This is a genomic window from Acinetobacter sp. 25-47-130 (assembly GCF_056779705.1).
Genome location: NZ_JBWYII010000002.1, coordinates 381,073 through 401,602, shown reverse-complemented (window position 1 = coordinate 401,602; position 20,530 = coordinate 381,073). Strand labels below are relative to the sequence as shown.

Below are 20,530 nucleotides of genomic sequence, written 5' to 3'. Positions count from 1 at the left end.
CGAAAAAAATGAGAATACAATGCACACGATATTAGGCTATGTATGGCAGTACGTTTCAAACCCAAAGGCAATCATTGCATTGTCATTGTTTGTTGCCTTAGTGTCTGCCTATCACACGATACCTAGACAGTATTTCTGGCCGCTTGCGGTGGCTTATGTACTGGGTCTAATCGGTTATGGAATCTATTGGTTCATTCAACGCAAACGCCATGAGAAGCAAGGGGAAGAATTGGCGGAAGCAATCGAAAAAGATACCCAAGCTGAGTATGGTAAGCAGAAGGATAAAGATGAACTACAATTGGTTCATCAACAGATGAAGGATTCAATTCAGCTCATTCGTAAGTCAAAGCTGGGTGATAAAAAAGGGAATGCAGCGCTATATGAGTTGCCTTGGTATATGGTCATTGGTAACCCTGCTGCCGGTAAGAGTTCTGCCATTTATAACTCGGGCTTAAAGTTCCCATTCGAAGAAACGCATAAAAATGCAGTGTCTTCAGGTTTGAGTGGAACACGTAATTGCGACTGGTTTTTCTCAACAGAAGGGGTGTTGTTGGATACTGCTGGTCGTTACTCAGTCTATGCAGAAGATCACTCTGAGTGGATTGGTTTTTTGAACTTGCTCAAAAAAAATAGATCTAAAGCGCCGATTAATGGACTGATTGTCACCGTCAGTATTGCCGAGTTAGTTAGCCAAAGTCCTGAAAAATCTTTGAAACTCGCTAAAAACTTGAGAGCACGTATACAAGATTTGACGGAACGTTTAGAAATCTTTGCACCTGTGTATTTGGTGTTTTCTAAAATGGATTTGATCGCAGGATTCACTGAGTTTTTTGATTGTTATGATCAGGATGAATTTGACCAAGTTTGGGGAGCAACGCTGCCTTATAATCCAGATTCATCTGAAAATGCTGTTGATCTATTCGAGCATCATTACAATATTTTGTATGATGGATTGAAAAGCGTAAGTACGACTCATTTAAGTCGCCGTCATGCACAGAATATCTCACCAAGTGTGATGACTTTTCCGCTTGAGTTTAAGACTTTAAAACCAGCACTCAAAACTTTTATAGGAACACTATTTGAGGAAAATCCGTATCAGTTCAAACCTGTATTCCGTGGTTTTTACTTCACCAGTGCCTTACAAGAAGGAACGATCGAGAGTCCAATGACGGAGCAAATTGCTCAAGAATTTAGACTTCAGAAAATTCCGAACAGCGAACATGGTATTCCACAAAATTCTGTATCACAGAATCATGGGTATTTCTTAAAGGGATTATTTTCAGATGTCATTCTGAAAGATAAAAACTTGGTGAAGCAACATATTAACCCGGCGAAAAAGCGCCAACGTTATTTGAGTTTTATTGCAGCTTTACTTGGGGTATCTGTAATTTTAGGCCTGTGGGTGTGGTCTTACCGTAACAATCAACAGTTGATCGCAGATGTTCAAGCTGATCTGAATAAAGTGATGCAAATGGAGCAGGCATCAGGTCAGCATTTGGCGACACAGCTCGACTCGTTACTAATTTTACAACAGCGTTTAGAACAGTTAGATCAATTTGAAGAAGATCGTCCATTAAAGTTTGGCTTTGGTTTGTATCAAGGCAATGATCTGCGGGAAAAACTTAAAACCGAATATTTAAATGGTGTGCGACAAATTGTTTTAGAACCATCTCAACAAAATATTGGTCAGTTCTTGCAACGTGTAAAAAATAATGAAGCGACACTAAAAGAAAATCACGTTAATGTTGAAATTCAGCAAGTATCGGCTAAACCTGCACAAAATGCTTTGGAACCTTCTGATTCGAATCCCCAAGATGCTTACAACGCATTGAAAGCTTATTTGATGATGAGCAATTCAAAATATATGGAAGCAAGTCATCTGAGTGATCAGGTTACGCGCTTTTGGCGTTCATGGTTAGATGCCAATCGTGGACAAATGCCACGTGGTGAAATGATCCAAAAAGCGGAGCAGGTGCTGACCTATACCATGACATTGGCGAATGATCCAAAATTCCCACAGTTGTCAGCGGATGCGCAATTGGTTGATCAAAGCCGACAAGTATTGTTGGCGGTGATGAAGGGGATGCCAGCACGTGATCGAGTTTATAATGAGATCAAAATGCGTGCTGCTGTACGATATCCAGCAGTGACAGCAGCTCAAATTGTAGGTGAGAACAATCGTAGTGCCGTATTAGGTTCTTATGCTCTTCCTGGGGTATTTACATATAAGGCATGGAACGAATATATCGATCAAGCCATTGATGAAGCTGCGAATAGTCCGACAGACAGTCGTGACTGGGTGTTGAACAGCAATCAATCAGATGACCTCACCTTTAGTGGTAGTCCAGATCAAATTCGTAAGCAGCTGACTGAACTCTATAAGAAAGAATATATCGCAGAGTGGCGTAAATTCTTGAATGGAATTTATTATGCAAAACAACCTGATTTTGCCCAGCAACATAAAACAATAGATTTATTGGGTGAGCCTCAAAACTCCCCGATACGTTTGCTCATTGAGCATACAGCGAAAGAAACCAATTGGGATAACCCTGTGGTTCAAGCGGAATTGGCGGCTCCACAAACAGGATTTATCGCTTGGTTTAAACGTAAGGTTCTTCGTCAAGATAATACCAATGAAATTCAACGTGCAGCTGAGCGTGCCCAAGGTGCTATCTCAAAAGAATTTAACGTTTTTTATCAGTTGGTTCGTAAACGTGATGATCAGCAAAATAAATCATTACTTGATGAGTATTTAGAAAATCTCGCACAGGTACGCAGTAAGTTTAATGATCTCCGAAATGCAGGGGATATTGGCCCAAATGCGATGGCTTTGGTAAAACAAACCATCAATGAACAAACCTCAGTATTTAATACTACGCAAAAACTTGTCGATGAAAAACTGACGGTCGGTCTGAATGATATTGACAATAAGCTCATTCAAAAGCTTTTGGTGAGTCCACTGACACAATCCTTTGCAAGCTTAATCACGCCAGCACAAGATGAGATTAATAAATTATGGGTGATGCAAGCTTATCAACCGTTTAATCAGACTCTGAGCCAAAAGGTTCCATTCAATACCTCGGCTTCAATCCAAGCGACGAGTAGTGAAATCGGTCAAATCTTCGGTGAGGGCGGTAGTATTGCCAATTTTGTTAAAGAAACGCTCGATCCATTTGTGATTCGTCGTGGCTACACACTGACTTCTAAAACGTGGAAAGACCAAGGCATTATCTTGAACCCACAATTTGTGATGAGTTTCCAACGCTATGTTTCACCACTTAACGGTGTAGCTACAGGTACTTTGTCACAAGGTTCTGCGCCTGCTGCGACCAATCAGTCCAACTTCCAATTCTATCCATTGTCTAATCCACAGTTGCTGTCTTATACGATTGATATTGATGGTCAACGTATGGTCTTTGAAAATGGTATCCAACAGTGGGTGAACTTTGTTTGGCCGAATACTGGTGCTATTCCTGGAGCACGTATTACTGCAGTCGATCTCGAAGGGAAAACGCATACGATTTTTGATGCACCAGGTGAATACGGGATCAATCGTTTGATCGACTCTTCGCAACGTCGTGATCAAAATGGTGTCATCGAAATGACTTGGGCAAGTGCTCAACAACCATCATTAGCGGTAAAAGTAAACTTCCGTTTGATCAGTGGGAATTCAGGTCAAGGTGGAACAGGCGTTGGTTCTAATCGTGATTTAAACGGTTTGCAATTGGTTGATAAGGTGACGACCAACAAGGCGACAGCACGTGTGGTATCTGCTCAAAAGGCACCAACACCAGCACCTCAAGCTGAGAATTCAACGAATACGGCATTGCAAAATGCAACACAAGGAGCACAGCCATGATGTATGGAGTACAACTTAAGATGGATCATCAGTAGGAGGCGATATGTACAGTGTGAAAACAACGCCTTTGTACTATGGTAAGAGTCCTGCTCGTGGCGATTTTCTGAAAACCAAAGGACAGTATTCTCTGATTCAAGTGATTGATCAGTGGATTACTGAAGCACTTGAAATGGCAATGAGAAATCCAAACTTCGATCAAAATTATCAAAGTTTGGCATCATTAGATTTCTTTATTGCCAATCCGCGTGAAAATATGTTCTTGGTTGCAAACTTAGTGACCAGCCAAGACAGCTCAGGTCGTCAGTTTCCTATGGTGTTGAGTCACTTATTGGAAGTGGATGCACCCTACCAAAATTTGCTCTATGCACCTTATAGCTATAAGCCAGTTTTGATTGACTTATTTCAAAGAAACCGAGTGATTCGTCAAATTCGAGATGCTGATGATTTAATCGAAAAACTGGCTCAGCTCAAAAAAGAAATTCAAGTTCTTGATGTAACTGAATCAACCGCTTTTTTTGAAAATCATACCATGCATTCGTTTGCACAAATGATGAAAATATCGGTCTATGAGCTTGCACAAAGCATGATTGGACTAGGTCTTTTACTCCAACCTGTATTAAAAAATGGAACGAGTAAACTGAATAAGGTGTTAATTTTACCGATTCACAACCCTAGTTTTTGTTATGAAATCGCAGCATTCTGGGTTAGTTTAATCGCAAGATTTTTGCCAAAACATAATACCGAAGTGTTAATTGGTATTCTTCATTCAGAACGTCCAGTTTTATTATTTGGCTTTCAGGGCGCAGATATTGAAGCATTAAGTGATATTTTCAATCAGAACTTAAGCTCTGAACATTGGGTTTCATTGGTACAAGCACAGTGGATTGATCGCTATTTGGAGCAAAATGCAGGTCTTGCTGCACTCGAGCAATCTTTGTGCGAACGACAGTTAAGTTTAAATCAAGGAATGAAATTATTCCGACAGACTTTTATAGAAGAATAATGATGAAGAAAACCTTATTAAAGATTTCATTGCTTAGTTCGATATTGAGTATAAGTGTTATATCGTTTGCGAAAGAAATTATCGTTGAGGGAGTTGTTCCTAACGAGATGAGCAAACAGGCCATATTGAATAAAATGAAAGTGGTCTATAGCCAAGACCAAATTATCGATAAAATTCAGGTTCGTCCTGTCACTGCACCCAATGGATGGAGTGATTCCGTGACACAAGTCATTACACCTGATCTTAAAAAAGTTTCTCAAGGAAAATTGAGTGTAAGAGGAACACAAGTTGAGCTCACAGGTAAAGTCCTCAATCAAAATGATATCGTACCGACTCAAAATACATTTCAAAATTTAGTTGTGGCACCTTATCGCTTTAATGCACAGTTATCTGTGAATCATGCAGAACAAGCCATCATTGATAATGCTTTAAAAAATCGAATTATTGAATTTGCTTCTGGAAGTGCCACACTTTTACCAGCAGGCACACAAATTTTAGACGAAATGGTGGTTGCGCTAAACAAAGTTCAAGGCAAAAATGTCAAAATCATCGGACATACTGACAGTCAAGGTAATCCACAGAAAAACAAAGAATTGAGCTTGCAACGTGCGGATGTAGTAAAACAATATTTGATTGCCAAGAATATTTCACCTTCACGATTAAGTACAGCGGGTATGGGTGCTGATGAACCTGTTGCAGACAATGCAACGGAAGAGGGTCGTAAGAAAAATCGAAGAATCGAGTTTGAAGTTCAATAAAATATTATAAAAGGAACAAGTGTATGGCTTTCCCTTATATTACGATTGGCTCTCCAACCACTGGTGGTGGGCAGGTTATTTCAGCAAATAGTTCTTTCTTAATCGAAGGTAAGCCAGTTGCTTGTGTAGGGGATAAGGCCACCTGTCCTAAACATAAAACGGTGACGACAATTGTTGCGGGTGACAGCAAAATGGTTATTATGGGAAAACCCGCCGCACAGCATAATTCACCTTTGGCATGTGGATGCAAATGTATAGGGAATCAAAGTTTAACGGTTGGACAAAATTAGTTAATTCATTGGGATCTGTATCTAAAAAGAACCCTCTAATTTTAGAGGGTTCACTTTTTCAACTATAATTTTATCTCGATCAAAGTGTCTTCGGTATTTGTAATCGCGCACCTACTGATGATCTGAAGATGATTTTTACGCACTTACATATTGCACAATTTTATCAAATGCAGATTTAAGCGCTTTGTCATCGAATTCATTGCCTTCGAATGTTTCATTGCGATTGCGTGCAAAAATATCGCGAATCTCAACCACGGCATTTGAGTCGACTAAACCTAATTGCGTAGCAACTTGACGGATTTGATCGATAGAGCGAGAGCCATTACTACCGCCATAACTGACATAAGCAGCAGGTTTTCCATTCCACTCTTTACCTAAATAGTCGAGTGCATTTTTAAGTGCAGGGCTGTAACCATGATTATACTCAGGACTAATAAATATAAATGCATCACCTTTCGCGATTTGAGCAGCCCATTCTTGTTGCTTAGGTTGATCATATATACCCGTTAGTGGTGGATTTTCTCCAGCGAAAAACGGTAAATCCCATTCTTTTAAGTCCACAATTTCTGTCTGAATCGTGCTGTAGTTATATGATGAAATCGTGTTTTGAACCCAATTTGCAACTTTAATGGCTGTGCGGCCTTCTCGAACGCTTCCCACAATAATTTGAATATTCACCAAATTTATCCTTCTAACTGTTATCACACTGACTTTAAAATGTTTTTTTTTAAAAAGGTAGATCGAAAATGTATCTAAAAAAAAGCGCCATAAGGCGCTTTTTTATGCACGAATCAGGCATTACATAATTTTGATGCCTTGCTGACCTGCTGGTGTTACTTTGAAAATTTCAACTTCAAAAGTAATATCTTTACCAGCAAGCGGATGGTTAAAGTCGACCTCAGTGATATCATCACCAACCGATTTAACCACACCATATAATGACTGCTTTGCTTTATCTTCAAACTCAATCATTTGACCTTCAGCAGGACGTTGCTCAAATTTAACAGTATCAAATTTTTGCACGTTCTCTTGGTTCCAAGGGCCAAAAGCATCTTCAGCAGGTAAACTTACTGTACGACGGTCCCCCGCACGTAAGCCAAATAAAGCTTTTTCAAAACCAGGCAATAAGCTGCCATCACCTATCACAAGGCTTACAGGTTCTTCGCGACTACGTGTATTATCAATTTCAACACCATTTTCAATGGCTACTGAAAAGTGTAAATGTACTTTTGAACCCGCTTCAATGCGAGTATCTTCATTTGGATTAATAAAATCAGTCATTTTGCGCTTCCGCACGTTGAATACGATGTTTCTCTAAGAAAAAAGTATCGATCAGCATTAAGATGGTACCTAAAGTAATGGCACTATCTGCAAGGTTAAAAGCAGGGAAGTGGCTATTGTTATAGTAGACATGAATAAAATCTACAACATAGCCTAAACTTACTCGATCAATAAGATTACCAATCGCCCCACCTAAGATGAGTGCGATGGCTAAAGGCAATACTTTCATGTTTTTTGGCATACGCATAATCCAAAACACAAAAATAACCGAGACAATTCCTGCAAGTGATGTAAAGAAATAACGTTGCCATCCACCGGCATCGGACAAGAAACTAAAGGCAGCGCCGTAGTTATGTAGTAATGTCCAATTTAAAAAAGGTAAAACAGGTACAGGGTCTGCATAAGTCAGATGTGTACTTGCTATCCATTTAGTCCATTGATCCAAAATAATGGCAACAATAGACAATCCTATCCACCACAAATTGTGGGGATAGAATTGGAATAAACCTTTTTTATTATTTTGTGGATTAGGCATATTTTCTCTCTTCGCCTTGACCTGTAGGGAGGTTAATAATACAACGACCACATAGTCCTGGATGTGATGGATGTGTATTCACATCAGGCAGAACATGCCAGCAACGAACGCATTTTTCGCCGTCAGCAGCAGAAACTTTCACATTCAAGCCTTCTAAGTCAGATACTTCACCTTGTGCTGCATCGAAACTATTGACCATCACTTGTGAAGTAATGAGAACGAAACGAAGTTCATCGCCTAACTTGTCTAGAACGGCTTTAAGTTCATCATTCGCCCAAAGCTCAACCTTAGCAGACAAGTTTGAACCCACAGTTTTCGCACCACGTGCTGCCTCGATAAACTTATTCACTGCCGATTTCACATTGATCAATGTTTGCCATTCAGTTTCTGATACGACATTGGCACTTGATGCAGTCGGAATATCATACCATTCAGCAGTGAAGACATATTTCTCAGTTTGACCGGGAATCAATGGCCAAGCTTCTTGTGCGGTGAACGTTAAAATAGGTGCCATCCAACGTACAAATGCTTGAACCAAATGGTACAACGCAGTTTGTGCAGAACGGCGTGCTTGAGAATCTGCTTTGGTGGTGTACTGACGGTCTTTGATAATGTCTAGGTAGAAACCACCTAAATCGTTGATACAGAAATTCGTTAGCGCACTTGTCACGATATGGAAGTTCATATCTTCGTAAGCTTTCTTAATGGTTTCTTGCACTTCTGAAGCACGTTGCAAGATGTATTGATCAAGTGCAATCAAATCATCAATCGCTAAGCAATCAGTCGCAGGTTGGAAACCATTTAAGTTTGCTAACAAGAAACGCAATGTGTTACGAATACGACGGTAACCGTCTGAGGCACGGTTAAAGATTTCTTTACCTGCGGTCATTTCATAACGGTAGTCTGCAGATGCAATCCAGAAACGAAGGCCATCAGCACCCATATCTTTAATGATGTCTTGCGGTGTGATGACGTTACCGATCGATTTCGACATCTTACGGCCTTTCTCATCGACCACGAAGCCGTGTGTCAACAAGCCTTTATACGGTGCGCGTTCGTTGATTGCCATTGAAGTCAACAATGAAGATTGGAACCAACCACGGTGTTGGTCTGAACCTTCAAGGTACAAATCAGCAGGGTCTTGTAGCTCTTCACGTTCACGAAGGACTGCAAAGTGTGTTGTACCTGAATCGAACCATACGTCTAAAGTATCTCGAACAGCATTATAGCAATCTGCATCATCACCGATGAATTCGCGTGCATCACGGTTATACCAACCATCAATACCTTCTTGCTCGATTAACTTCGCAACTTCTTCAATCAATTCAGGTGTACGAGGGTGTAACTCGTTAGTATCTTTATGAACGAAGAATGGAATTGGCACACCCCAAGTACGTTGGCGAGAGATACACCAATCTGGGCGACCTTCGATCATCGCTTGAATACGGTTTTTACCCCAATCTGGTACGAACTCAATATCATTTTCAATCGCGTTCAATGCACCTTGGCGTAGACCTTTGGCATCCATGCTGATGAACCATTGTGGTGTTGCACGGAAGATAATAGGTGTTTTATGGCGCCAGCAATGTGGGTAGCTATGTTTAATCACAACATGTGCCCAAAGTTTGCCTGCTTCAGTCAATGCTGCAATAATTTTTGGATTGGCTTTGTAGATGTGCTCGCCTGCAAAGAGTGGCGAAGTTGGTAGATACACACCATTACCACCGACTGGGTTTTCAACTTTTAAGTTGTACTGTAAGCCAACTTTATAATCGTCTACACCATGACCTGGTGCAGTATGTACAGCACCTGTACCGCTACCGTCAGTCACGTGCTCACCTAAGATTACAGGCACTTGGCGTTCAGCGATCAGTGGGTGTTGCAGAACAAGGTTTTCAAGTTTTGCACCAGTGAATTCTGCAATGACTTCAAATGCAGTAAAACCATAACGCTGAATAGCTGATTCAACCAATGATTTCGCAAGAATGAAGTTTTGAGGTGCTTTGTCTTCACCAGTCGCTTTCACAAGTTGATATTCGAGATCAGTATGAAGCGCAACCGCTTGGTTGGCAGGCATAGTCCAAGGTGTTGTGGTCCAAATCACGATGTCGGTACGTTCAGCAATGTCTACACCCAAACGTGCAGAAAGGTCAGCTAAATCAACAACGCTGAAACCCACATCAATTGCGTCTGATTTTTTATCTTCGTATTCAACTTCAGCTTCAGCCAATGATGAACCACAGTCTAAACACCAGTTGACGGGTTTAAGACCTGGTTCGATATGACCTGCTTTGGCAATAGCACCCAATGAACGCACGATGTCGGCTTCTTGTTTGAAGTTCATCGTTAAGTACGGATTGTCCCAATCACCAAACACGCCCATACGCACGAAGTCTTTCTTTTGCAGTTCAACTTGTGTGTAAGCATATTCACGGCAGGCTTTACGGAATGTAGAAGCATCTACTTTTACGCCGACTTTACCGACTTTTTCTTCAACTTTAAGTTCAATTGGAAGACCATGACAGTCCCAGCCCGGTACGTATGGTGCATCAAAACCATCCATCACTCGGCTTTTAATGATGATGTCTTTTAAGACTTTGTTAACCGCATGACCTAAGTGAATTTGACCATTCGCATATGGAGGGCCGTCATGAAGCACATATTTTTTCTTGCCAATACGCGACGCACGAATCTGCTGATAAATGTTGTCGGCATACCACTCTTCTAACCATTTCGCTTCACGTACTGCGAGATTTGCTTTCATCGCAAAGTCAGTACCTGGGAGGTTTAGCGTGGCTTTATAGTCCACTGCATTTTCAGGAGTTTGCTTATCGCTCATGCAAGTTGTCTTCCAATTTAATCAGTCTAAAGCTGACGCGTTTTACAAAAATTAAGGAGTATTAATAAGGAAAGTTGGGGTTGTTTCGGCGAAACTCAAGCAGTTGCTCAACATCATCATCGATCCCAGCTTTGAGTGCTTCTAGCGAAGGATAATTCTTTTCGCCATGAACAAAGTTCAAAAATGTTACCCGCATTAACAGGCCATACAGATTAGCAGAAACATCAGGGAAATGTACTTCTAATCGCCACTCTGGATGTTCCTGTTCGATGGCTGGTCGGGTGCCGACATGTCCTGCACCGAAAAGGGCTGTAGCCTTATAACCAGCGACACCTGGATATCCGGCATTTTCATTGCGAACTTTGTCTTTTAACGATTCTGTTTCACAAATCACTTCAACACCATAGATGCCATGCAAACAGGGCTTATGGCGGTTTAGACGAACATTGATAGTTGGAAAGTTAATGGTGCGACCGATTTGATCACCATATTGAACACGACCCGTAATGCTATACGGGCGACCAAGTAGCTCCGCAGCTTTTTTAAGGTCCCCTGTAGCCAAAGTTTGGCGAATTAAGGTGGAGCTAATACGCTCGCCATTCAGTTCAACGTTATTTAAATCGGTGACTTGAAAACCATAATCGCGCAAGAATTGGCTATTACCTTGTCGGTTTTTACCAAAATGATGATCTTCACCGAGTACTAGGCTTTGGGTATTCAGCTTGTATTTTAAAATATCAGCAAACTCTTCCGCACTTAAATTACGGAATGTGTCATCAAATTTGGCAACAACAATGTAGTCGATACCAAGTGCAGCCAAATGTTCCACTTTTTCACGTAATGAACTAATTCGTGGTGGTGCGTCGTAACTTTTAAAATATTCTAAAGGCTGTGGTTCAAAAATCATCACCACAGTTTTTAAATCTTGTTGTTGTGCTATGTCTTTTAATTGCTGAACCATCGCCTGATGACCCAAATGAACACCATCAAAATTGCCAATGGTGACGGCAGTTTTGGGCAATTGAAAGTTGGGCGCTAAAGCATTCAGACGGAGTAGCTTCATGGGCGAAATGGTGACTAAAATTAATTTGGGCTATATATTGCCATATTCTCACAGTTTCGTCTTGTTGTTGTGTTTTTATTCAATACTTTTCTTATTCTAGATCAAGATGCTTGAGTCATTAGATCAAAGAAACTTTTATTTCCGGATATATTTTGTCTAATGTGTTCCATTCAATATTTAATGAGTAAGTGATGTCTGATCTAGCCCTAATTATGGCCTTAGCAAGCGAATCTAAAGGATTATTCGAAGCTGAAAATATTGCAGTACATTACAGTGGTATTGGTAAGGTCAATGCAGCATTTAAAGCTTTTGAAGTGATTCAAAAAACGGGATGCACAACTTTGCTGAATTTAGGAACAGCAGGAAGTTCGCATTTTGATGCGCATTCCTTGGTTGAAGTAACAACATTTGTACAGCGAGATATGGATGTTTCACCGCTTGGCTTTGAAGTTGGTGTTACACCGATGGATCAGGAATTTCCCGCAGCGATTAACCTAGAGCCGTATTTTCAACATCTTCCCAAGGGTATTTGTGGGACTGGCGATAGCTTTGAAACTGGTGCACCTAAGGTGCCATGTCAGTTGGTTGATATGGAAGGATATGCGCTCGCCAAAGTATGTAAGAAACTTGGCGTTCGTTTGATTTCCGTGAAATACATTACAGATGGGGCAAACGACACCGCACATTTAGATTGGGAGGAGAACTTGTTGTTGGGCGCTCAAAAATTATTGGCTTTATATCAGAGTATGGAACACTAGATTTTGAAGATTTTGGCGACCATAGAAACTATGGTCGTATGCCAGAGATCAATCTCGAAGAGATTTAGATAAACCAATTATGGTCGAGGTAAAATACCGTATAGCATCATATGGACTGTATGCTCGATGGTACGTTGATACATGGTGCGATTCCGTAAGGTTTTTCCCGTTACCATTTCAGTTTGGGTGCTAAAATCAGCATAGTTTTGTGTGATACCCCAAAGGTTAATAATTAAAACCTCAGCATCGATCTTGTCTGATATTTTGCCTTGCTCTTGCCACGTGGAAATGACTTTAGATTTGCGTTTGAAGAGTTTTTTTAATGGGCCTTTCAAAATTGGCAGGATATGTGGTGCGCCTTGGATAATTTCTAAAGCAAATAATTTTGATGCCTTATGTTGAGTACGGGAAACCTCAATCTTTTGCATGAGATATTGCGTGATCGCTTCAGCAGGCTCTAAATCAGCTTCCAACATTTGCAGTGGAGCTAACCATTTTTGCATGACAGTAGTCAGCACTTCGACATAGAGCGCTTCTTTATTTTCATAGTAATAGAAAATATTCGATTTGTGCATTTCCGCGAGTTGTGCAATTTCATCTAAGCTTGCACCACTAAAACCATACACAGAAAACACATCTAATGCAGCAGCTAAAAGCTGTTGACGTTTTTGCGTACTCTTCTTTTGTTCCATCTCGTCAGTAAATTATAAAAAGGAACCTCAAATTGTACGGCAAAACGCGCGATTTGTGCACAAGGATTAGGGCATTTGCAAAAGAATATGAAGAATAATTGTGTAGTTAAGTGATAAAACTAATAATAAGACACATGTACAATTTATTTGATAAACAAATACATATTACTCATGTGGGAAATGCTGATCGAGAATATCTTTTAATTTAATTAAAAAAAGCCATTTATCAGTACGAAAAGTGTCTAATTTTCCGACGAAAATTAGACACTTCCATTTACCTCATTCAACAATTCAGAATGTCATATTTTGTATCGCTTAAGTTGAGAGTACGGCTTCTAAAACTTGTTGTTCAAGCTCTGCAAATTTGACATTTTTTTGTCGCGGTCGTGGTAAATCTACTTTGAACTGATGTGCGATATGACCTTTATCGAGCAAAATAATACGATCTGCTAACTGGACTGCTTCACTGACATCATGTGTCACTAAGATGGTGGTGAAGCCTTGTTCTAACCATAGTTTCTCGATTAGATTTTGCATGTCTAAACGCGTAAGCGCATCTAAAGCCCCCAAAGGTTCATCAAGTAATAGTATTCGAGGGGTATGAGACAAGGCACGTGCTAGCGCTGCTCGTTGACGTTGTCCACCTGAAAGTTGTGCAGGCCAAAGTTCAGCTTTTTCATTTAAGCCAACTTTTTCCAATAATGCTTCAGCCTTATCATGCTGGGATTTATCTAAGCCCAATTGCACATTTTTTAAAATGCTTTTCCATGGTAATAGGCGAGGATCTTGGAACATGACGCGGATGTCATCAGCGGTAATACCTTCACGAAAGTTCAGTGCAGATTTAAATTTAATCTCACCATAACTCGGTTGTTCTAAATCCGCGATTAACCGTAACAACGTACTCTTACCACAGCCACTTCGACCCACAATGGCAACAAATTCACCAGGTTCTATATGTAGGTCTAAATCCTCTAATACTTTAACTTTGCCATAGAACTTGTGCAGTTGTTCAAGATTGATTTCTGCACCGATTTTTTGTGGAGCTGATCTGGCATGATCTGGAATAACATGTTCATCAGCGAGATTTGAAATACTTAAATCAGTCATACGCATTCCTATTTTTGATAGCCTGGATGCCAGCGTAATAAATATTTTTCTAAGGCAACCGCGAGTACATCCGCTAATTTACCTAGTAGGGCATACAGTAGAATCCCAACTAAAACGACATCTGTTTGTAAAAATTCACGCGCATTCATGGTCATGTAGCCAATTCCAGCCTGTGCCGAGATGGTTTCCGCCACAATTAAAAGTACCCAAACTAAACCTAGTGCGAAGCGTAAACCAACTAAAATGGAAGGAAGTGCGCCTGGTAAAATAATTTCTTTGTATAACTGCCAGCGTGTTAAACCATAACTCTTGCCCATCTCGATCAGCTGAGGATCTACAGATCGGATACCGTGATACGTATTGATATAAATTGGGAAAAACACGCCAATCGCGACCAAAAATAATTTGGCAGATTCGTCAATTCCAAACCATAGAATCACCAATGGAATTAAAGCTAAAGCTGGAATATTACGGATCATTTGTAGGGTCGTGTCGAGTAACGTAGAAGCGACTTTAGATGAGCCATTTAACAATCCTAAAAATAATCCTAAGCCCCCACCAATCAGCAAGCCAATCAGTGCACGTCCCGCACTGACTTGGACATGTGTCCACAGTTCACCACTGAGCAATAGATGCCAAAAAGCCAAAACCACTGCGGTTGGAGCAGGCAAGACACGGCTTTCTAAAATGCCAGTGACTGATGCCAGTTGCCAAATCACAATAAGGAAAATAGGTACTAACCAAGGCAACAAACGTTGCCCCAGTTGTTTGGTTCCTCGAGAGAGAAAACCTTCAGCTTTAACCACCTTGGTTTTACTCAACACGATAGAATGCTTTTGAGTTTTATCTACCGCTGTTGTCATGCCGGCTCCTGAACCTGATCTCCTTTTTTATTTTCTTCAGGAGTATAGTTATTCGCGACAATCTCACCAAAAGGACCAGTCAGATTAGGTTGAGTCAGTTTTTGGCGTGTTTCTAATGGTAGAAGAGGGAATACCAATTCAGCAAAACGAATTGATTCTTCAAGATGCGGATAACCCGAGAAAATAAAGGTATTAATGCCTAAATCTGCATATTCTTGGATACGTGCCGCCACAGTTTCAGGGTCACCTACTAATGCCGTGCCTGCACCCCCACGGACGAGACCTACGCCAGCCCATAAGTTTGGTGACACTTCAAGTTTCGAGCGATCTCCATTATGAAGTTCAGCCATACGACGTTGACCAACAGAGTCCATTTGTTTAAATTTTTTCTGTGCCGCAGCGATGGTTTCATCATCAACATACTGAATTAATTCTTCAGCAGCTCGCCATGCTTCCTCGTTGGTTTCGCGGACGATGACATGTAAACGAATACCGTAATCTAGGGTGCGACCTTTAGCTGCCGCCTTAGCGCGGACATTTTCAATTTTTTCTTTAACCGCTGCTGGAGGCTCTCCCCAAGTTAAATAGGTATCTACTTGATCAGTTGCCAGTTCAACAGCATCATCAGAAGAACCACCAAACCACAATGGTGGATAAGGTTTTTGCACGGGTGGATATAATAATTTTGCATCGTCCACGCTTAGACGTTCACCATGGAAAGTGAAGCTTTCACCCGTATGTGAGCGTTTTAAAATTTCGCGCCAAATCGTAGTATATTCAGTCGCAGTTTTATAACGCGTTTTATGATCTTCATAGACGCCGTCACCTTTTAACTCTTGCTCATCACCACCAGTGACCAAGTTCAATAGAACACGGCCATTTGAAAGACGGTCAAAGGTTGCTGCCATACGTGCAGCCAGTGCAGGAGTGGTTACCCCTGGACGCAAAGCAACGAGAAATTTAAGATTTTTGGTGGCATCAATTAAACTTGCGGCAGTCAACCATGGATCTTCACAAGAACGACCAGTCGGGATAAGCACACCTTCATAACCTAGATTATCCACCGCCACAGCGATTTGTTTCATGTAGGCATGGTCGACAACACGTCCGCCTTTGCTTGTACCTAGGTAGCGACTATCACCATGAGTAGGAATAAACCAGAAAATTTTCATTACTTAAGTCCTTAATATGAGTTACTTACCAGTCCATACGACTTGGTTAATTTGTATCGGTTTAGGAATGATTTTGAGCTCAGCAAAGCGATCAGCCAGTTGTTGCTGATCTGCAATGACTTTCGCGGTTAAAGGTGCTGCATAAGATGGACGAGGTCGGCGCTGAACAAAGGTTTGGCTGACATTCGGCTTTAAACCTGTTGTTTTGGCAAAAATCGTTGCTGTAGTTTTTAAGTTCTTTTGAACCCATTGATCAGCAAGATTAATCTGTTCAATGACACCTGAAATCGCTTGAGGATGTTTGTCGATAAACTTGCCTGAAGCGAGATAGAACGTGTAATTCGGGCTCAGCCCTTGTCCAGTGGTCAAAACTTTTGCTTTATCTTCAAGTTCAGCAGCAGCGTAATACGGGTCCCAAATGGCCCATGCATCAACAGCACCTTTTTGGAATGCTGCGCGTGCATCAGCAGGACTTAACCAAATTGGTTTTACATCGCTCCATTGCAAACCTGCTTTTCGGACGGCTTGGACCAATAGATAATGTGAACTAGAGCCACGATGTACTGCGACACGCTTGCCTTTGAGGTGTTTAAGCTGAGTAATTTTGGATTTTTGCGGCACTAAGATTGCTGAAGAAAGTGGCTTCGCCGCCTCATAAGCAATGTAATGCAAAGGTTTGTTTCCTGCTTGCGCATAAACAGGGGGGGTATCACCTGTTGCACCAATATCCACTGAACCCACTGCAAGTGCTTCTAAAATTTGAGGACCACCAGGGAACTCATTCCATGTAATTTTGGCATTGGGAAATTCTTGCTCAAACAGTTTTTGCTGTTGAGCAATCACCAAATTTACGGAAGATTTTTGGAAGCCAAGGCGTAATTCTTTCACTGAGGGATCAACAGCCCATGCAGCTGAGCAACCCAACATCGCACAGGCAAATAGCATCGTTGTCATTGAATGACTTGAGGTTTTAAACCAAGTGTGTGCTGTATTTCCTGATTGATATTGAGTCATGTTCATCACCTTTTCATCTTGTTATTTGGGTGTAGGCGCAATAATTGCGGCCTGAATATTGATTTTGTTTGGAATCAATTTCTGTTGATGGAATACATCGGCAACTTTTTGCTGATGTTGAGTAACTTCAGTACTAATTGGATAAACGCCGAAGCTCATACGTCCAATTGAGGTTTGAAGAATTTTGTAATCTAGACCTGTAGGCTTCACGAGCAGTTGAGCGGCTTCATCTTTATTGGAAGCAATCCAATCAGATGCTTCATTAAGTTCTTGAACAACGGTTTGTATAATTTCAGGATTCTGTTCAACGAACTTACGATCAGCCATATAGAATTGGTAGTTATTGGCATGCCCTTCGCCAGAAGCGAGAACACGTGCGCCGATTTGATGCTCTGCCGCTGCAAAGAACGGATCCCAGATTACCCATGCATCGACTGCACCGCGCTCAAATGCTGCACGAGCATCCGATGGTGGTAGGTAAACCACTTCAATATCATCAAGCGTCAAATGATTCTTTTCTAAGATCTTCAAGAGAAGATAATGAACGTTAGAACCTTTGTTTAACGCTACACGCTTACCTTTAAGTTGTTGAATATCTTTGATGTTCGAATTTTTTTGAACAATCAACGCTTCAGCGCGTGGAGTCGCAGGTTGATTTGCGACATAAACCAAATTTGAATTCGCTGCTTGGGCAAAAATAGGGGGTGCTTCACCGACTTCACCAAATGAAACACTGCCGACATTCAAACCTTCTAACAGTTGTGGTCCACCTGGGAACTCTACCCATTTCACTTGAATGTTTTGATCCTTCAAAGCGGCTTCTAATTCACCACGTTCTTTAATCACGGGCAGTAAGCCATACTTTTGATAACCGATATTTAACACTTGGGTTTTATCTTCTTTTTTTGAGTCGCAACCAGTGAGTAGCAAAGCACCTGTTAACGCAGAAGACAAAATGAGTGTTTTTTTCCAAAGATTAGCGTTAAAGCTGCTCATATTGAAAATCCTGAAAACTTAAAAATAAAAAAAATCAAAAAAATAAATGCGTCATGTAACACGCCTAAGTTAATGAATTTTCTATTTCGTAAAAAATAAGAATTCAGGAATTCCTAATGAATAAAAAAGATAAAATTAAAAGAGAAAAAAATATCTAAAAAAATGCAAAAGGCTCAATCTAAGAATAACGATATTTTTGTTTCTAAGTTTGTGAAATATATAAATATATATTAAAATATTAAATTGTGATAAGGATATGATTTGTATGAATATATCGAATGATTGTGAAGATAGTTCACCTAGGAATATCGATATATAAAAGAAAGATAAAGCAGTTCATAAGGGTGCAATAAAAAAGCCACTTTAGAGTGGCTTTTTACAAACAATTGAGTTTCTTTGGAAATTATAAAGTGCCTGACGCGCTTGTGGTAAGTCATCCACCGATGCTTTGACAAACCCTTGTTCCAAAAACCAATGTGCGGTTCGTGTCGTAAGAATAAATAACTGTTGGATATTAGACTTTTTTGCTTTCTCTTCTAAATAGTGCAAGATTTGGCTACCACGATTTGATTTGCGGTAACTTGGATGTACTGCCACACAGGCTATTTCTGCAGAACGAATTTCATTTGATTCAGTTGGTATTGGATATAATGCTGCACAAGCCAGAACCATACCGTCACGTTCAATCACAGCGAAATGATCAATTTCATTTTCCAAGCGTTCTCTAGAGCGGTATACCAAAATGCCTTCTTGTTCTAATGGGCGTAATAAACTGATTAATCCACCGACATCCTGAATCGTCGCTGTGCGGACTTCTTCATAATGTGCATCGGTGATCATCGTGCCATGCCCATCACGAGTAAATAATTCTTCGATTAATGCACCATCATGTTCATAAGATAATAAATGAACGCGGTTAACGCCATTTAAAGAGGCTTCCTTGGCATTTTGTAAATGCAATGCCAATTCATAATTTTGCTCTAAAGCAACGTCAATATGTTGATCTAGCTGATGCGGGGTCACTTCGCGCAACAACTGCTGTGGGCTTTGCATTAAACCTTGTTCGGAACCGAGAAAAATGAGTTTATCGGCACCGAGTTGGATAGCTGTTTTGGTCGCCACTTCTTCAGCAAGCAAGTTATAAACTTCACCAGTGGTTGAATAACCTGAGGGGCCAAGCAATACAATATTGTGATTGTCCAAATGTTTTTGAATCGCATCTGCATCGACTGAACGCACTTCACCGGTAAGTTGAAAATCGATACCATTACGAATGCCATAAGGTTTAGCTGTTATAAAATTACCAGATACCACATCAATGCGAGCACCATACATGGGTGAATTTGCAAGTCCCATAGACAATAAGGCTTCGATTTGTAAACGGATTGAGCCTACGGCAGACATGACCGCACCTAATGAGTCACGTGTTGTTACTCTACGATGATTATGAAAAGGACTATCTAAATTCTTCTCAGCAAGATTTGCACTGATTTGTGGTCGTGCTCCATGAACCAGAATGAGTCGAATGCCGAGAGAATGTAAAAGGGCAATATCATGAATAATATGTTGAAAATTTGGTGATTGAACTGCTTCGCCGCCAAACATTAAAACGAAGGTTTTATTACGATGGGCGTTGATATACGGCGCTGAGTTTCGGAACCAATGCACATATTGCTGTGTCATATTTTGAGTTGTATCTATTGAGTCCGATTGCATGCATGTACCGATAGAAGCGGGAAGTGGTCATCAGATTCTAAACAAAAAAATGATTTTCCACACCTGCATTAAAATAAAGACATAAAAAAGCCCAAACTGAGTTTGGGCTGAGTGCAGGGAAGATCAATTTGAGAAGATCTAGGAATAAGCTTATCCGATGATACGCACGATGCGATCTGTACGCTCATTCACTAAGACATAGTCACCATTAATTTTGTACCACTGCTGGTTACGCGCCGCTTTAGGTAGATTCTTCGCTTGACGATCACTTAACTCAAATTTTGAAGAGTGGAATTGACGTGGTAACTGTTGACCTACTCGCCATTGACGGCTTGGATTTACATTTTGGAAGCCACGATTTTGTTCATAGCGGTCATGTTGATATTTCGCAGTCTGACCTTTATTCCAATGCGCTGGTGGAGGAGTTGGTTTTGAATAGTGACGACCATCGTCATGTGGACCAGCCATCGCAGATGTTGCCAATAAACCACTCATTGCTAATGTAAGTACTGATACTAACTTTTTCATGTGGGATACCTCTAACTTTGTTATTTATCCTATATCGCTAAAGTACAAAATGA

The 20,530-nt window shown here is 40.7% G+C and carries 18 protein-coding genes; 5 read left to right on the top strand and 13 right to left on the bottom strand.

What is annotated here, in order from left to right; genetic code table 11:
- The first annotated feature begins 19 nt into the window (after positions 1-19).
- From tssM to AC1M83_RS05640, 4 genes are read left to right on the top strand one after another with little or no spacing between them, the layout of a single operon-like run.
- Positions 20-3,859, top strand: coding sequence for a type VI secretion system membrane subunit TssM (gene tssM / locus AC1M83_RS05655; protein WP_481590192.1), 3,840 nt, complete (start codon positions 20-22; stop codon positions 3,857-3,859).
- Between the two features lie 43 nt (positions 3,860-3,902).
- On the top strand, positions 3,903-4,862 hold the full coding sequence (gene tagF, locus AC1M83_RS05650) for a type VI secretion system-associated protein TagF (protein ID WP_092766605.1): 960 nt from the start codon (positions 3,903-3,905) through the stop codon (positions 4,860-4,862).
- Entirely contained in the window at positions 4,862-5,620 is a 759-nt protein-coding gene (locus tag AC1M83_RS05645; protein ID WP_481590191.1) for an OmpA family protein, read from the top strand. The genes tagF and AC1M83_RS05645 overlap by 1 nt, the downstream gene beginning before the upstream one ends.
- Positions 5,621-5,643: 23 nt before the next feature.
- A complete protein-coding gene (locus AC1M83_RS05640; RefSeq protein ID WP_092766603.1) occupies positions 5,644-5,910 on the top strand; it encodes a PAAR domain-containing protein in 267 nt (88 codons plus the stop codon).
- A gap of 135 nt (positions 5,911-6,045) precedes the next feature.
- Here the strand turns inward: AC1M83_RS05640 and AC1M83_RS05635 are convergent, their stop codons facing one another.
- From AC1M83_RS05635 to ribF, 5 genes are all read right to left on the bottom strand, one after another.
- Positions 6,046-6,588 carry an NADPH-dependent FMN reductase gene (locus AC1M83_RS05635; RefSeq protein WP_481590190.1) on the bottom strand — a complete coding sequence of 181 codons (543 nt, stop codon included), beginning with the start codon at positions 6,586-6,588 and terminating at the stop codon, positions 6,046-6,048.
- Between the two features lie 120 nt (positions 6,589-6,708).
- Positions 6,709-7,191, bottom strand: coding sequence for an FKBP-type peptidyl-prolyl cis-trans isomerase (locus AC1M83_RS05630; RefSeq protein ID WP_035270560.1), 483 nt, complete (start codon positions 7,189-7,191; stop codon positions 6,709-6,711).
- Positions 7,184-7,726: a signal peptidase II gene (gene lspA / locus AC1M83_RS05625; protein WP_035270556.1), complete on the bottom strand. Its 543-nt coding sequence runs from the start codon at positions 7,724-7,726 to the stop codon at positions 7,184-7,186. Before lspA ends, AC1M83_RS05630 begins: the two co-directional genes overlap by 8 nt.
- Positions 7,719-10,565: an isoleucine--tRNA ligase gene (ileS, locus tag AC1M83_RS05620; protein WP_481590189.1), complete on the bottom strand. Its 2,847-nt coding sequence runs from the start codon at positions 10,563-10,565 to the stop codon at positions 7,719-7,721. The genes lspA and ileS overlap by 8 nt, the downstream gene beginning before the upstream one ends.
- Before the next feature lie 61 nt (positions 10,566-10,626).
- Positions 10,627-11,628 (bottom strand): riboflavin biosynthesis protein RibF, encoded by a 1,002-nt coding sequence (gene ribF, locus AC1M83_RS05615; protein WP_481590188.1) that lies wholly within the window; start codon positions 11,626-11,628, stop codon positions 10,627-10,629.
- A 188-nt stretch (positions 11,629-11,816) separates the two neighbouring features.
- Between ribF and AC1M83_RS05610 the strand changes: the two genes are divergently transcribed.
- On the top strand, positions 11,817-12,386 hold the full coding sequence (locus AC1M83_RS05610) for a 5'-methylthioadenosine/S-adenosylhomocysteine nucleosidase family protein (RefSeq protein ID WP_481588753.1): 570 nt from the start codon (positions 11,817-11,819) through the stop codon (positions 12,384-12,386).
- 77 nt (positions 12,387-12,463) lie between these two features.
- Here AC1M83_RS05610 and AC1M83_RS05605 read toward each other — a convergent pair whose 3' ends face one another.
- From AC1M83_RS05605 to AC1M83_RS05570, 8 genes are all read right to left on the bottom strand, one after another.
- Positions 12,464-13,078 carry a TetR/AcrR family transcriptional regulator gene (locus tag AC1M83_RS05605; protein ID WP_035264923.1) on the bottom strand — a complete coding sequence of 205 codons (615 nt, stop codon included), beginning with the start codon at positions 13,076-13,078 and terminating at the stop codon, positions 12,464-12,466.
- A 315-nt stretch (positions 13,079-13,393) separates the two neighbouring features.
- A complete protein-coding gene (locus AC1M83_RS05600) occupies positions 13,394-14,188 on the bottom strand; it encodes an ABC transporter ATP-binding protein (RefSeq protein ID WP_035264921.1) in 795 nt (264 codons plus the stop codon).
- An 8-nt stretch (positions 14,189-14,196) separates the two neighbouring features.
- A complete protein-coding gene (ssuC, locus tag AC1M83_RS05595) occupies positions 14,197-14,994 on the bottom strand; it encodes an aliphatic sulfonate ABC transporter permease SsuC (protein WP_180000343.1) in 798 nt (265 codons plus the stop codon).
- A gap of 53 nt (positions 14,995-15,047) precedes the next feature.
- Positions 15,048-16,223 carry an FMNH2-dependent alkanesulfonate monooxygenase gene (ssuD, locus tag AC1M83_RS05590; RefSeq protein WP_092766595.1) on the bottom strand — a complete coding sequence of 392 codons (1,176 nt, stop codon included), beginning with the start codon at positions 16,221-16,223 and terminating at the stop codon, positions 15,048-15,050.
- Positions 16,224-16,244: 21 nt separating this feature from the next.
- Positions 16,245-17,177 carry a sulfonate ABC transporter substrate-binding protein gene (locus tag AC1M83_RS05585; protein ID WP_481590208.1) on the bottom strand — a complete coding sequence of 311 codons (933 nt, stop codon included), beginning with the start codon at positions 17,175-17,177 and terminating at the stop codon, positions 16,245-16,247.
- Positions 17,178-17,258: 81 nt separating this feature from the next.
- Positions 17,259-18,233: a sulfonate ABC transporter substrate-binding protein gene (locus AC1M83_RS05580; RefSeq protein ID WP_481590187.1), complete on the bottom strand. Its 975-nt coding sequence runs from the start codon at positions 18,231-18,233 to the stop codon at positions 17,259-17,261.
- Positions 18,234-18,596: 363 nt separating this feature from the next.
- Entirely contained in the window at positions 18,597-19,949 is a 1,353-nt protein-coding gene (argA, locus tag AC1M83_RS05575; protein ID WP_035264904.1) for an amino-acid N-acetyltransferase, read from the bottom strand.
- 150 nt (positions 19,950-20,099) lie between these two features.
- Positions 20,100-20,477: an RcnB family protein gene (locus AC1M83_RS05570; RefSeq protein ID WP_481590186.1), complete on the bottom strand. Its 378-nt coding sequence runs from the start codon at positions 20,475-20,477 to the stop codon at positions 20,100-20,102.
- Positions 20,478-20,530: the final 53 nt, after the last annotated feature.